At 58.2% G+C, this 12,071-nt stretch carries 14 protein-coding genes; 8 read left to right on the forward strand and 6 right to left on the reverse strand.

The genetic code is table 11. From position 1 onward, the window contains the following. The first annotated feature begins 60 nt into the window (after positions 1 to 60). On the forward strand, positions 61 to 633 hold the full coding sequence (locus tag J2X66_RS00685; protein ID WP_310259570.1) for a hypothetical protein: 573 nt from the start codon (positions 61 to 63) through the stop codon (positions 631 to 633). 3 nt (positions 634 to 636) lie between these two features. Here J2X66_RS00685 and J2X66_RS00690 read toward each other — a convergent pair whose 3' ends face one another. From J2X66_RS00690 to J2X66_RS00700, 3 genes are all read right to left on the reverse strand, one after another. Further along, positions 637 to 1,353: an alpha/beta hydrolase-fold protein gene (locus J2X66_RS00690; RefSeq protein WP_310259573.1), complete on the reverse strand. Its 717-nt coding sequence runs from the start codon at positions 1,351 to 1,353 to the stop codon at positions 637 to 639. Between the two features lie 207 nt (positions 1,354 to 1,560). Beyond that, positions 1,561 to 2,673: a M14 family metallopeptidase gene (locus J2X66_RS00695; RefSeq protein WP_310259577.1), complete on the reverse strand. Its 1,113-nt coding sequence runs from the start codon at positions 2,671 to 2,673 to the stop codon at positions 1,561 to 1,563. Between the two features lie 114 nt (positions 2,674 to 2,787). Further along, positions 2,788 to 3,567, reverse strand: coding sequence for an ABC transporter substrate-binding protein (locus tag J2X66_RS00700; RefSeq protein WP_310259580.1), 780 nt, complete (start codon positions 3,565 to 3,567; stop codon positions 2,788 to 2,790). A 245-nt stretch (positions 3,568 to 3,812) separates the two neighbouring features. On the opposite strand from J2X66_RS00700, the gene J2X66_RS00705 reads away from it, so the two are divergent. Next, entirely contained in the window at positions 3,813 to 4,463 is a 651-nt protein-coding gene (locus J2X66_RS00705) for a type 1 glutamine amidotransferase (protein ID WP_310259583.1), read from the forward strand. On the opposite strand, the gene J2X66_RS00710 is transcribed toward J2X66_RS00705, so the two are convergent. Beyond that, complete coding sequence (locus tag J2X66_RS00710) at positions 4,464 to 4,898, reverse strand: rhodanese-like domain-containing protein (RefSeq protein WP_027925217.1); 435 nt, start codon at positions 4,896 to 4,898, stop codon at positions 4,464 to 4,466. 99 nt (positions 4,899 to 4,997) lie between these two features. On the opposite strand from J2X66_RS00710, the gene ftrA reads away from it, so the two are divergent. Continuing rightward, on the forward strand, positions 4,998 to 5,972 hold the full coding sequence (gene ftrA, locus J2X66_RS00715; protein ID WP_310259586.1) for a transcriptional regulator FtrA: 975 nt from the start codon (positions 4,998 to 5,000) through the stop codon (positions 5,970 to 5,972). A gap of 25 nt (positions 5,973 to 5,997) precedes the next feature. On the opposite strand, the gene cobF is transcribed toward ftrA, so the two are convergent. Both cobF and J2X66_RS00725 read right to left on the reverse strand, forming a co-directional pair. Then, positions 5,998 to 6,753: a precorrin-6A synthase (deacetylating) gene (gene cobF / locus J2X66_RS00720; protein WP_310259590.1), complete on the reverse strand. Its 756-nt coding sequence runs from the start codon at positions 6,751 to 6,753 to the stop codon at positions 5,998 to 6,000. Then, positions 6,753 to 7,325 carry a histidine phosphatase family protein gene (locus tag J2X66_RS00725; RefSeq protein WP_310259593.1) on the reverse strand — a complete coding sequence of 191 codons (573 nt, stop codon included), beginning with the start codon at positions 7,323 to 7,325 and terminating at the stop codon, positions 6,753 to 6,755. Before J2X66_RS00725 ends, cobF begins: the two co-directional genes overlap by 1 nt. Before the next feature lie 724 nt (positions 7,326 to 8,049). Here J2X66_RS00725 and J2X66_RS00735 point away from each other — a divergent pair. The 5 genes from J2X66_RS00735 to J2X66_RS00755 all read left to right on the forward strand — a co-directional run bounded on the left by J2X66_RS00735 (position 8,050) and on the right by J2X66_RS00755 (position 12,061). Beyond that, positions 8,050 to 9,066, forward strand: a complete 1,017-nt coding sequence (locus tag J2X66_RS00735) for an arginine N-succinyltransferase (RefSeq protein ID WP_310259597.1) — start codon at positions 8,050 to 8,052, stop codon at positions 9,064 to 9,066. Positions 9,067 to 9,127: 61 nt separating this feature from the next. Further along, positions 9,128 to 10,162, forward strand: a complete 1,035-nt coding sequence (gene astA, locus J2X66_RS00740; protein ID WP_310259600.1) for an arginine N-succinyltransferase — start codon at positions 9,128 to 9,130, stop codon at positions 10,160 to 10,162. A 272-nt stretch (positions 10,163 to 10,434) separates the two neighbouring features. Continuing rightward, a complete protein-coding gene (locus J2X66_RS00745) occupies positions 10,435 to 11,211 on the forward strand; it encodes a hypothetical protein (RefSeq protein WP_310259602.1) in 777 nt (258 codons plus the stop codon). After that, positions 11,208 to 11,888: a hypothetical protein gene (locus J2X66_RS00750; protein WP_027925209.1), complete on the forward strand. Its 681-nt coding sequence runs from the start codon at positions 11,208 to 11,210 to the stop codon at positions 11,886 to 11,888. The genes J2X66_RS00745 and J2X66_RS00750 overlap by 4 nt, the downstream gene beginning before the upstream one ends. After that, entirely contained in the window at positions 11,885 to 12,061 is a 177-nt protein-coding gene (locus J2X66_RS00755; RefSeq protein ID WP_172825910.1) for a hypothetical protein, read from the forward strand. The genes J2X66_RS00750 and J2X66_RS00755 overlap by 4 nt, the downstream gene beginning before the upstream one ends. The last annotated feature ends 10 nt before the right edge of the window (positions 12,062 to 12,071 follow it).

The raw sequence follows: 12,071 nt of genomic DNA on the forward strand, positions 1-12,071 counted from the left end.
GCTTCACAAACTCCATGGGATGATCGCCCTCAAAGCGCGATCATCCCTGGAGTTTTTTGCATGTCACTGTTGAGTAGAAAAGCCGTTGTCCTGTTGCTGACGGCGGTTGCCAGTCTGGGCGCGTTGAATGCACAGGCCGCCAAGGCCACGGCCACCACGCCTTCGTCCTCGCAGAAAGTCTCGATGCTGGGCGGCAAGTTCACCTTCTCCCTGCCCAAGGGCTTTATCGCCAACACGCTGCCAGCCAGCCCGTCTGGCGCCAGCGGCACCATGTACACCAACGAAACCACCAAGACCGTGGTGATCGCCGCTGAAAACAACCTGCCGGCAGACGTCACCGTCAAAGACAACGACAGTGCGTTCCTCGATGGCACGGCCGCCGATTTCGAAGCCGCACAACTCAAAGCCCTGCCGGACTTCAACAAGCTCAGCGAAAAAAGCCTGACGCAAAAAGCCTCAGGCCTGGGATTGCGTCAGGTTGACAGCACGGCCACCCAAGGTGGCGGCATGACCCTTAACACCACGCTGATGGCGGCGTCGGGTAACCGCATGGCGGTGGTTCAGGTGATTTCCCGTCCGGGTGACATGGCCGCGCACGAGACGTTGATCAAACAGATCGTCACCGGCAAATAAACCTCAGGGATTGAAGCGCTGCAGCCAAGCGTTCAAATCCTCAATCTCGGCCTCACTGATGTTGTGGCCGAGCCCTTCGTAGCCATGAAACTCAGGCTTGAGGGACAGGCTCTTCAGCAGGTTGTCGGCGTCTGTACCGTCCTTGTACGGCAGGCGGTTGTCCTCTTTGCCGTGACCGATGAAGATCGCCAGCTTCTGGCGACTTTCATCCGGTTTGAGCGCCGATTTGAGCACCGGCAGAATCCGCCCGCTCAACGCCGCAATCCCGCCGACTGCCTCGGGGTGACGCAACGCCACTTCGTAGGACATGATCGCGCCCTGGCTGAACCCCACCAGGAACACCTTCTGCGGTTCGGTGTGATATTTCTTCGCCGCTTGGGCGATGAAATCCAGCAGCACCTGGCCGCTGGACTTCAAATCGCCAGTCTTGCCGTTATAGGCGCCCTCGCCCTTCTTGGTAAACCACTGGTAGCTGCCCTCCTCCAGGGTCATTGGCGCGCGCACCGACAGGTAGGTGTAAGTCGCGGGCAGATCATCCTTGATGCCGAACAAGTCCTGCTCGTTGCTGCCGTAACCGTGGAGGAAAATCACCAGTGGCTGGTGTTGCGACTCGGGGTTGGCTTGTTCCAGATACTTGAGGGGCAGATCGGTTTGCAGCGGGGTTTGAGCGTGGACTGTGGCGGATGCCAGAAGCGTCAGCATGGCGAGAAATTTCAACATTTGCCTTCCTTTACAGGGAACAGGATTCGGGGGTGAGCCTAGCACTGTGAGCCTTGATACATCAGGTGTTGCTGGTGGCCCCATCGCGGGCAAGCCCGGCTCCTACAGGAATCTTTGTTGAATCACAGAGGTGTGTTCAACACTGATCCCCCGTGGGAGCCGGGCTTGCCCGCGATGAGGCCCTTGGAAGCACTAGAGATTGCGCAGTTAATCGTTAATCAGTTTCCCAACCCGAATCGGCTCGCGCCCCGCCACTTTCGCCTGCCACGTCCCCGGCTGCGTATACCGCCCGCGATCAATCGCAAACAACACGCCGCTGGTCCCGGCGCGCACGGTGGTCGCCCGGTCATTCAACGGGTCGACCACTTCAAACAGTGCATCGCCGCGCTCCACCCATTCACCGGCATTGCGCAGGAAACTCACCACTCCGTGATGCGGCGCGAACAGGTACTCGGTGCCTTCGAAGGGCATGCCTTCACAGCATTCGCTCGGTGCCGCCGGCCATTCGCCCTTGATGAATCCCTGCTCGGCCAGAAAACCGAGGATCGCCTCGCAGTTAGCCTGAGCCTGATCAACCCGCGTGTCGCCCATGCTGCCCAACTCCAGCGTCGTCGCCAGGTTGGCCGGGGGAATAGCGGCGTCAGGAAACGCCCGCGCCAGACGCAACCATGGCGAAGAACACGATTCGTCGAACGAGCTGCCGCCGGAATCTTCACACAACAACGCCACGCCAGCTTTCAGCCGCGCAGCCAGGGATTGCCACTGCGGCCAATGCTGTGGCAAGGCATAGATATGAATCGCCGCGTCGAAATCACAATGCAGATCAAGGGTGATATCGGCATCACACGCATGGCGCAACAGCAAGCGGTGCATGGCTTCCAGTTGCGAGGCCGGTGCCGGCAGCCCATCAAGTACCTGGCCCATGGTCTGGCGAATCAGGGCGATGTTGGCCTGCGCATCGTCGCCCAATCGGTCACCGATCAACGCGGCCACCGGTGCGCTGAGCTCGACAAACGAGCGGTTGAAGTTCTTGCCGCTGCCCAGTTCAAAGCGGCCCATGTGGCTGCCTTGCAGGTGCTGATCGAGGCCGATCGGGTTCGCCACCGGTACCAGTTCAATCACGCCTTGCAGTTGGCCTTGGGTTTCGAGTTCGGCCAGGCGTTTCTTCAACTCCCACGCGGTGCGCATGCCCGGCAGTTCGTCCGCATGCAGACTGGCCTGGATATAGACCTTGCGCGTGCCCGCGCCGTAGCGAAATACGCTGAGGGTTCGTTCGGTACCCAGGTGGCTCCAGGGCAGGGAATGGTCGGTGCGTTGCATGGATAAACTCCTGAAATCTGAACAGTGAGATCCCCCTGCTCTCTGTTGCTAGAAAGAATGCGCAAAAAAAAATGGCAACCGCGTCAACGGTTGCCACTTTTTTGAACGGCGCGATTACTCGCCGTAAACGTCAAACTTGAAGTACTTGTCCTGCACTTGCTTGTACTTGCCGTTGGCGCGGATTTCGGTGATCGCCGCGTTGAACTGCTCGGCCAGGGCGGTATCGCCCTTGCGCACGGCAATGCCGGCACCGCCACCGAAGTATTTCGGATCGTTGTATTCCGGGCCTACGAAGGCGAAACCTTTACCGGCGTCGGTTTTCAGGAAACCGTCGTCCAGGTTGACCGAATCGGCCAGCAGCGCGTCAACGCGGCCAGAGACCATGTCCAGGTTGGCTTCCTGCTGGGAACCGTAGCGAACCAGCTGAATCCCGGCCGGCACCAGCACTTCGGTGGCGAAGCGGTCGTGGGTACTGGCGCGCAGCACACCGACTTTCTTGCCTTTGAGATCGGTCAGCGGGTCCTTGACGTCAGTACCTTCCTTCATCACGAAGCGCGCTGGCGTGTGGTAGTACTTGATGGTGAAATCGACGTTCTTCTTGCGGTCGTCAGTGATGGTCATGGACGACAGGATCGCGTCGATTTTCTTCACTTTGAGTGCCGGGATCAGGCCGTCGAATTCCTGCTCGACCCACGTACACTTGACTTTCATCTGCTCACACAGCGCATCGCCGATGTCCACGTCGAAACCGGTCAGTTTGCCGTCGGGGGTTTTCATCGAGAATGGCGGGTAACCGGCTTCTATACCGATGCGGATCGGCTTGGCGTCATCGGCCACAGCGGTCAAGGACAACATCGACAGTGCCAGGGCACCGAACATCACTAGCTTTTTCATTTATTACTCCCGTGTGCGGAGACTTTTATTGGCAGCTTACGATTGGCTTTCGGCCGGTGAAAACCGAAGTGGTCGGCAGTCTAGAGTGGCTTCAAATGGGCAAATTGTGTTTAAGCGACAAATACTTACAGAAAAGTGGCTCGCGTAATGGAGTCCCTTGAAGTGTGCGCCACCGCAGTGCACAGACTGTAGGACAAGTCCTTTAATCAGACAAAACCTACACACAAAAACGACAGGGAATCCTGATGCCAACATTGAACCTGATCCAGCACCACCCCGCCGAAGGTCCGGGTGCGATTGCTGAATGGGCCACGTCCCGAGGCTTGACGCTGAACGTCTTTCGCGCCGACCTCGGCCAATTGCCGCCAGTGAGCGCGACACCGGTGATGGTGTTGGGTGGGCCCTATGAATCCAACGCCGGACCGCTCTGGCTGGAAGCCGAACGGCAGTGGCTGGCGGGCAGCCTGAATCAGGGCGCTCCGGTGTTTGCGATTTGCCTGGGGGCGCAGTTGTTGGCGTTGAGCCTGGGCGGACAGGTGCGGCGGATGGATCGAACCGAAACCGGCTGGACTGAGGTGACGTTCGCCGATGGCCAGCGGCTGAAGGTGCTGGAGTGGCACGAAGACGCAATTGATCTGCCGCCCGGCGCGCAATTGCTCGCCAGCAGCGCCCAATGCGAACAGCAGATGTATCGGGTGGGGCCGATGCGTGTGGGGTTGCAGTTCCATCCGGAGTGGAATGCCGAGTCGGTGGCGATGCTCAATGAGCACTTTGGTGAGGCATCACCGTTGCCTCGGGGTGAACAGGACAGCGCCGCCTACACCGCCGTATATGACTGGTTGCAGGCGACGCTGGATGGGTGGTGGACCGCTTCGTCCGCTATGCGCAATGGTTGATCAACATTCACACCCTATGGCGGTCGAGGCAGGCCGCTGCACCGCCACACTCAACTCAAACCCTTCGTCCAGCCACCCCGTCACTCCGCCGATCATTTCCTTGACCGGGTAACCCAGCGCCGCAAGCTTCACAGCGGCCTTGTTGGCGCCGTTGCAATGCGGGCCCGCGCAATACACCACGAACAAACTGCTTTTCGGGTAAGCCGCGAGACCTTCAGCGGTCAGTAATCGCCCCGCAATATTGATGGCGCCCGGCACATGACCGCGTTCGAACGCCAGCGGACCGCGAACGTCCACCAGCACAAAATCCACTTCGCCGGCCTGTTGGCTGGTGTGGACGTCGGAACAGTCGGTTTCGAAAGTCAGGCGGTTGCTGAAATGCATCAAGGCAATGGCCGAAGGAGCGGCGGGGATTTCGCGAACCAGGCTGGTCATGTTCTGTACTCCATAGTGTGTGGGCGTGAGAGGACTTTATCCGCCCGCCACTTGCCGCTACAGTGGCGCACAAGACACTCACCGGGAACTTTCCGCCAAATGCAGCCTAACCCTGGATTGGTCGCGATTCTGGCCTACGACGGCCTTTGTACTTTCGAGTTCGGCATTGCCGTGGAGATTTTCGGCCTGGCGCGGCCAGAGTTCGACTTCCCGTGGTACGAACACCGGATTGTCGCCGTGGACCAAGGCCCGATGCGCGCCATGGGCGGCATTCAGGTGCTGGCCGATGGTGGCATGGAGCTGCTCGAAGAAGCCCGGACCATCATCATTCCCGGCTGGCGCGACCGTCATGCGCCGGTGCCCGAACACTTGCTCGACGCCTTGCGCAAGGCCCATGCACGTGGGGCGCGATTGCTGTCGATCTGTTCCGGGGTGTTTGTGCTGGCGGCGACCGGTTTGCTCGACGGTCACGGCGCTACCACCCATTGGCGCTACACCACTGAACTGGCTGAACGTTTTCCGCACATTCTGGTGGACCCGCAGGTGTTGTATGTCGATGCCGGTCAATTGATTACCTCGGCCGGCAGCGCGGCGGGCATCGATGCCTGCCTGCACCTGGTGGCGCGGGATTTCGGTACGCAAGTGGCGAACACGGTGGCTCGACGGCTGGTGATGTCGCCGCAACGCACCGGCGGCCAGGCGCAGTTTATTCCGACACCGGTCAGCCCGACGCCACGCAGTGACGTGTCACGCGTCATGCAATGGGCACGGGAGCGCTTGCACCAGCCGCTGGAGGTTCGTGAACTGGCGAGCGAGGCGGCGATGAGTGAGCGGACGTTTCTGCGCCGGTTTACCGAAGCCACCGGGATGTCGCCCAAAGCCTGGTTGCAGCATGAGCGACTGGCGCGGGCCCGGGAGTTGCTGGAGGGCACCGGGCACAATACCGATCAGATTGCCGAGCAGTGCGGGTATCGGTCGGTGGAGAGTTTTCGGGTGGCGTTTCGGGGGGTAGTGGGGGTGCCGCCGTCGGTGTATCGGGAGCGGTTTGGGCGTGGGGGCATGGCTGGCATTTGAGCTGACCTTCAGGGCCCCACTGATTTCAAGGCTTGCGCAGCAGATAGGTATCCATAATCCACCCATTCGCCAATCGAGCCGCCTTGCGCACCCGCTCAATCTCATCCGCTACCTCTTCAAGCTTGCCGCTGATCAACCTCTCATCCGGCGTCCCCAAATAAGCACCCCAGTAAATCACGGTCTGCTGATCAGCCACCTGTCGGTAGGCATCTTGCGCATCCAGCATCACCACCACACTGTCCGCGTCACTCACCTGCCCCGCAGCCAAACGGCGCCCGGTGGTGATTTCAATCGAGCGACCAATGCGATTCAACGGCACCTTATGCCGCGCTGCCAGTGCCTGGACGCTGGTGATGCCGGGGATCACCTCGAACTCGAACACACAGCGCCCCGTCGCCAGGATCGCCTGCAAAATCCGGATCGTGCTGTCGTACAACGCCGGATCGCCCCACACCAGGAAACCGGCGCATTGCTCGTCAGTCATTTCCTCGTTGATCAGCCGTTCGAAGGTCAATTGCTTGGCCAGGTTGAGGTCTTCGACACTGCTCGTGTAGTCCACCTCACCGCGCTCACGCTCGGGGCTGTGGGCTTCGACGAAGCGATAGTCGTGATCGGTGATGTAGCGTTCGCAGATGTCGCGACGCAGGTTGATCAGTGAATCTTTGTCCTGGCCCTTGTCCATCAGGAAAAACACATCGACGAGATTCAACGCCTTCACAGCCTGCATCGTGATGTAGTCGGGATTGCCGGCGCCGATGCCGATGACCAACAGTTTTCTCATCACAGCACTCCTTGGGCATCAGTGCCGAGCAAGCGCAGGCGCCAGCGGCCGGTGAACCGCAACTCAATGGCTGACAAAGGTTCGACGTCAATCTGGTTGAACGCCGCCCCCTGCAATACCAGGGTGAGCGCAGCGCGAATGACAAACGGATGGGTGACCGCAACAACATGCCCCGGAGTGGCCTCAAGGGTGTGCAGCCACTGCGCCACGCGCTGACCCAGTTGCGCCACCGACTCACCGCCATGGGGCGCCGAGGTTGGGTCATCGAACCAGGCCTGGAGCGCCTCGGGCTGCGACGTTTGCAGGTCATCAATGCGCACGCCCTGCCACTGCCCGAAGTCGCAATCGCTCAATGCATCGATCACTTCAACTTCATCGCCAAACAGTGCGGCCGTTTGTCGGGTGCGCAATTCCGGAGCGCAGAGCAAACGCGGTATCCCTTTGAACGCATGACGACGCGAACCCTTCGCCGATTGCCAATCCAATTCCAGCGGTTCGTTCGTAGGAAAACGCGCCAATTTCTGTGCGACGGTTCGAGCGTGACAGATCAAGGTCAAACGGGTTGTTTGCACGGATTAACACCCTGGCGATGAAACGGAAACGGCAACGCGCCGACGATATTCGCCTGATTGTGCCGCAAGAAGCCCGATTAAGGGCGTTCGTTTCAGCCGGCCCACAGCGCTTGCCCGCCTGATGAACCAGTGTAATTCGGCAATCTCCGACACAGATTCCGGCGATTGCCTACAAGCGCTGTCGAATTCCATGTAGCTCCTTTAGCACGAGGTTTACGCACTGTTTTCGGGCTCAAAAAAGGCGTGGAAAAATTCACTAGACTTGTAGGCTCGGCTACATAAATACTGCTTTCGCAATTTTTGAAATGAAACCGACATCGCCATCCAGCAGGAGCCCGGATGCCCACCTTCAGAGACCTGATCACCGACGCTGGCCTGGAGCTGACGTCGTCGGAACGCAAGGTCACATGCGCCTTGCTGGCGCCGTACCGGCGTAACGGGCTCAGCCCTCTCTTGCAACCACGTCCTCACCTGCAACAAGTCCATCTGCACTGGCCCCGCCTCTTTACGCGCCCTCCCCGCGCCATAGCCTTGGGACTGACCTATTTTTTTTGCTCAACAAAACCGGCCTCCGTACGGTGCTGTCCGAGCCGAGCAACGGCTTGAAATAAGAAGGCCGGCGTCTGACAACAAATCAGCCGATCGCTGCTTCAACGCGTGGAAACCGACAGTGATAGTCAGGTTCGGAACACATCGCCGAACCCTTTGATACAGGAGTACATCCATGCTGGTCTTACGCCCAGTCGAGTTAACCGACCTGCCCCAGTTACAACAACTCGCGCGCGACAGCCTGGTGGGCGTCACGTCGTTGCCGGACGACACAGAACGCCTGCGCCTCAGGATTCTCGATTCCTGCGCCTCATTCGAAAAAGACGTTGAGGCACAGGGCCCGGAGAATTACTTCTTCGTGCTGGAGGACCTGACGACCCAACGCCTGGCAGGTTGTTCGGAGCTCCTGGCCACCGCCGGCTTCAACGAGCCGTTCTACAGCTTGCGCAACCGCCACTTCACCAGCGCCTCTCGGGAACTGAACATCGAACATGGCGTGCCGGCGCTGTCGCTGTGCCAGGACCTCAACGGTCACACCTTGCTGCGCGGCTTTCACATTGATACTACGCTGGTGCGCACTGCATTTTCGGAGTTGCTGTCACGGGCACGGCTATTGTTCATCGCCGCCCATCCGCAGCGCTTTGCCGACGCGGTCATCACCGAAATCGTCGGTTACAGCAGCGATGAGGGGCAATCTCCGTTCTGGGACGCGGTGGGCAAACACTTTTTCGACCTGCCTTACACTGAGGCCGAACGGCTGTGCGGACTGGAAACCCGGACCTTCCTCGCCGAACTGATGCCGCAGTACCCGATCTACGTGCCGATGCTGCCCCAGGCGGCCCAGGACTGCATTGGCCGGATTCACCCGGATGGCCAGGAGGCCTTCGATATTCTTGAGCGCGAAGGCTTTGAAACCAACAGCTACGTCGACCTGTTCGACGGTGGCCCGACCCTGTATGCGCGCACCTCGAACGTGCTCTCCATCGCCCAAAGCCAGACCCGCACGGTGAAACGGCGCTTATCCATCGATGCACGCGGTCGTTACCTGGTGAGCAACGATGCGCTCGAAGGCTTTCGCGCGATCGTCGTCGAACTGGATGTTGTAACCGGGCAACCGGTGGGGTTGAGCGCCGAGATGTGTCAGGCCTTGAACGTGACCGATGGCAGCCCGATCCGGCTGATCGCCTTGTGAGCATCACCCGGCCCCGTGCCCAACGACAGCGCCCGAACTGGCGCAAAGAAGGAGCTGCATCATGATTGTCCGCCCGGTTCGCGTCACCGACCTGCCCGCCTTGATGGATCTGGTGCAACAGGCCGGCCCCGGGTTCTCCACCCTGCCGGCCAACGAGGATCGCCTGGCACACCGGGTGCGCTGGGCCCAGCGGACATTCGCCGAACAGGTGGAGCGTGCAGATGCCGATTACCTGTTTGTGCTGGAGGATGACGATCAGCAAGTGGTCGGCGTCAGTGCAATGTCTGGCGCCGTGGGCCTGCGTGAACCCTGGTACAACTACCGGGTGGGGCTGACTGTCAGCGCTTCGCCGGATCTTGGGATCGCGCGGCAGATTCCGACCTTGTTCCTGAACAACGAAATGACCGGCCAATCGGAGCTGTGCTCGCTGTTCCTGCGTCACGATCAACGCCAGGGTACGAACGGCCGGCTACTGTCGCTGGGACGGCTGCTGTTCGTCGCCGAGTTCCCACAATTGTTCGGCGACAAACTCATCGCCGAACTGCGTGGCAGCGCCGACGAGCACGGCTGTTCACCGTTCTGGGACAGCCTTGGCCGACACTTCTTCAAAAAGGAATTCAGCTACGCCGACCACCTGTCGGGGCTGGGCAACAAATCCTTCATCGCCGAACTGATGCCACGCCAACCGCTTTACACCTGCCTGCTGACTGAGCAGGCCCAAGCGGTGATCGGCAAAGCGCATCCGAACACCGTACCGGCGATGAAGCTCCTGAATGCCGAGGGCTTTGCCCACCAGGGTTATATCGACATTTTCGACGCCGGGCCGGTGATCGAAGCGCCGGTGGCGAAAATCCGTAGCGTGCGCGACAGCCAGGCGCTGGTACTGGCCATTGGCACACCCGACGAACAGGCCCCGGTGTGGCTGATCCACAACCGCCGCCTGGAAAACTGCCGCATTACCGTGGCCAAGGCACGCCTGGTCGGCAACAGTTTGGTGGTCGACCGCCTCACCGCCAAACGCCTGCAACTGCAACCTGGCAATTCGGTGCGTGCGGTGCCTTTGTTGAAGCAACAGCAGCAGGCTGTGGCGGCGTAACAGTGTCGCCACGGTTTTAATAATCAATGTAAACCAAAATCCGCCATAGCGGATCAGCCCACCATAAATATCCATTAACAACTGACAACATCAACTAACAACTACTAAATTGCCTTTAGTGGTCGCCCTCCCCATACTAAAAACACAAACCGGCCACATTAAACGAGCCCACCACGCAACGCCCTATAGACAATTGATCTTACGCCCCGGTATTTCGCACAACCTCAAACCAGCTGATCGCCCCACCCCAAAGAACCGAAGCAGAATACTTCATGATCAAGACACTTTTAAACGCAACCTTATCACCCAATGAACTGATAACCACTTTAAAAACACTGGACACATCCGCTGAACTTCATAAGTTAGTCAGCGTGCTGCACAACACGTCTGAACACCCTCATGAAACATCTAAAAGCGCGACGATCATGAAGTCAACAAACACCCTCACCGGAACATTGACACTGTACTGCAACGACAGTGGAAACATCAGTCTCAAAGTACCTGATCGCGCACCGCCGTCACCGCAGCTGTACACCGTTCCAGGCAACAGCGTTTTGTTTGCCATCAACGACCAGTCATTTCCTGTCCAGCTCTATGGAGTAGAAGCCAACAATCTGATACTTGGAAAGCAGGTCATTGTCGACGCCAACAACCCGTTATTCATCGACGGCACGAAGGTCCTGTTCGACAGCAACCCCACGGGCGACGGGCACGCGACATTCATTGGGAGTATCAACCTGCCAGATAAAAGCGCAGATATCGGGGTATTTGATCGTGCCTCTCGACACAAAATCGCCTGGTTTCCCCATGACGATAGCGCCGCACGCTACCTGGTGAGCCTTGAATTACTTGAAGCGGCGCAGGATCCAGGGGCAGGCAAAGTGGCCGAAGAATTGATTTATCACTACCACCCCGCCGTCGCGTGGAAGGCATTTCAGGTCATTCATAAAATCGATCCGCAAGCCGCACTGCATTTCGTACCACTGTTGAGAAACCTGCAAAACAGTCGCCTGAATGTTTTACTCGAACAACAGAGTGAAGCAGCATGAAGCTGAATACATTTGTTGAGCGAATGGCGGCTTACGATCTAGAGCGAGACAAGCCACAAATAATAGAAGACTTACGTCAACTGAGTACCAACCGTACCTTGCTGAGCGAGCACCTTTACAACATTATTCAGCAAGAAGGTTTCAGCACACGCAACAGTATCTATAGCGCTTATGCTTTTGTTCTGTATTACAACGACCTGTTTACTGTTCGTTTGGGTTTTTGGTCACCGGTCTCTTCTCAAGACGAAAGTGAAACGTTCATCTACGATTTGAACCACACCCACGACTTTGAAATCTATGCCATGGGTTACAGCGGCGACGGCTATATAACCGTGACCCGAAAAATACTTGATGACACACCGATTCGCGTGAATGCAAGACCGATACTCGGCGAAGAGCGAGTACTTAAACTCGCACCCGGCGAGGTCCTGCACATGCTTCCACTACAGGAAATACACAAGCAGCTCCCCCCGAAAACAATGTCCGCTTCGTTGAGTTTACTGATCCATCCTCAACGATCGGTTAAAAACGAAGAAGCGTGGTGCTTCGACGAAAACTACATACCGACTTATCCCGGTATTGCTACGCAGGAAACAGCGTTCTTTGAAAAAACGCTGGCACTGCTTAATAGTGGTAGTCATTCGCTACCCGATAAAAACCAAAGGAAGAAAACATGAACAAGCCAACGAACAACTGGAATGAAACCCCGCTGCTGCGTGCAGGTACCAACGTGATCAACACTCCCGTCGAGACTACCAAGCAATCCCCGTGTGGCGAATTCGTGCTTCGCTATAACGTGGGTAACATCCATGAAATCAAGCAAATCTGGAACGTGACGGCTAACGGCTGAACGCGCCACC

This window comes from Pseudomonas sp. 3296, assembly GCF_031456615.1.
Taxonomy (GTDB): Bacteria; Pseudomonadota; Gammaproteobacteria; order Pseudomonadales; family Pseudomonadaceae; genus Aquipseudomonas; species Aquipseudomonas mucoides.

Coding starts and splice junctions, on each gene's coding strand:
- J2X66_RS00690 (WP_310259573.1), bottom strand. CDS start 1,353: ATGTTGAAATTTCTCGCCATGCTGACGCTTCTGGCATCCGCCACAGTC.
- J2X66_RS00705 (WP_310259583.1), top strand. CDS start 3,813: ATGCCAACATTGAACCTGATCCAGCACCACCCCGCCGAAGGTCCGGGT.
- J2X66_RS00710 (WP_027925217.1), bottom strand. CDS start 4,898: ATGACCAGCCTGGTTCGCGAAATCCCCGCCGCTCCTTCGGCCATTGCC.
- J2X66_RS00695 (WP_310259577.1), bottom strand. CDS start 2,673: ATGCAACGCACCGACCATTCCCTGCCCTGGAGCCACCTGGGTACCGAA.
- ftrA (WP_310259586.1), top strand. CDS start 4,998: ATGCAGCCTAACCCTGGATTGGTCGCGATTCTGGCCTACGACGGCCTT.
- J2X66_RS00735 (WP_310259597.1), top strand. CDS start 8,050: ATGCTGGTCTTACGCCCAGTCGAGTTAACCGACCTGCCCCAGTTACAA.
- J2X66_RS00755 (WP_172825910.1), top strand. CDS start 11,885: ATGAACAAGCCAACGAACAACTGGAATGAAACCCCGCTGCTGCGTGCA.
- cobF (WP_310259590.1), bottom strand. CDS start 6,753: ATGAGAAAACTGTTGGTCATCGGCATCGGCGCCGGCAATCCCGACTAC.
- astA (WP_310259600.1), top strand. CDS start 9,128: ATGATTGTCCGCCCGGTTCGCGTCACCGACCTGCCCGCCTTGATGGAT.
- J2X66_RS00700 (WP_310259580.1), bottom strand. CDS start 3,567: ATGAAAAAGCTAGTGATGTTCGGTGCCCTGGCACTGTCGATGTTGTCC.
- J2X66_RS00745 (WP_310259602.1), top strand. CDS start 10,435: ATGATCAAGACACTTTTAAACGCAACCTTATCACCCAATGAACTGATA.
- J2X66_RS00685 (WP_310259570.1), top strand. CDS start 61: ATGTCACTGTTGAGTAGAAAAGCCGTTGTCCTGTTGCTGACGGCGGTT.
- J2X66_RS00750 (WP_027925209.1), top strand. CDS start 11,208: ATGAAGCTGAATACATTTGTTGAGCGAATGGCGGCTTACGATCTAGAG.